The organism is Citrobacter sp. MGH 55, assembly GCF_016906145.1.
Taxonomy (GTDB): Bacteria; Pseudomonadota; Gammaproteobacteria; order Enterobacterales; family Enterobacteriaceae; genus Citrobacter_A; species Citrobacter_A amalonaticus.
Window position 1 is genome coordinate 2,802,465 of record NZ_CP070239.1, and the last position, 250, is coordinate 2,802,714.

Genomic DNA, 250 nt, shown 5'->3' on the forward strand with positions numbered 1-250 from the left:
ATCCAATCGGATCCTGCGTGATATACCTTCCCTGTGCCGGGTCGTAATACCGGTGCCGGTTATAGTACAGTCCTGTCTCCTCGTCATACTGCTGCCCCGGCAGACGAATAAGCTGCTCCAGGTTATGCGGATTATCTTCCCGCAGCATATTCCCCCATTCATCAATTTCTGCGCGCCACGCAATGGCCCCGTTAATGTCAATCAGCGCCAGCGGCAGGCCCCGGTGGTCGCAGTGATACAGGTGGATTTT

General features: G+C 55.2%; 1 protein-coding gene. It reads right to left on the reverse strand.

From position 1 onward, the window contains the following. A partial coding sequence (locus tag JTI98_RS11080) for an RHS repeat-associated core domain-containing protein (RefSeq protein WP_216081249.1) occupies nucleotides 1–250 on the reverse strand: 250 nt, incomplete at both ends.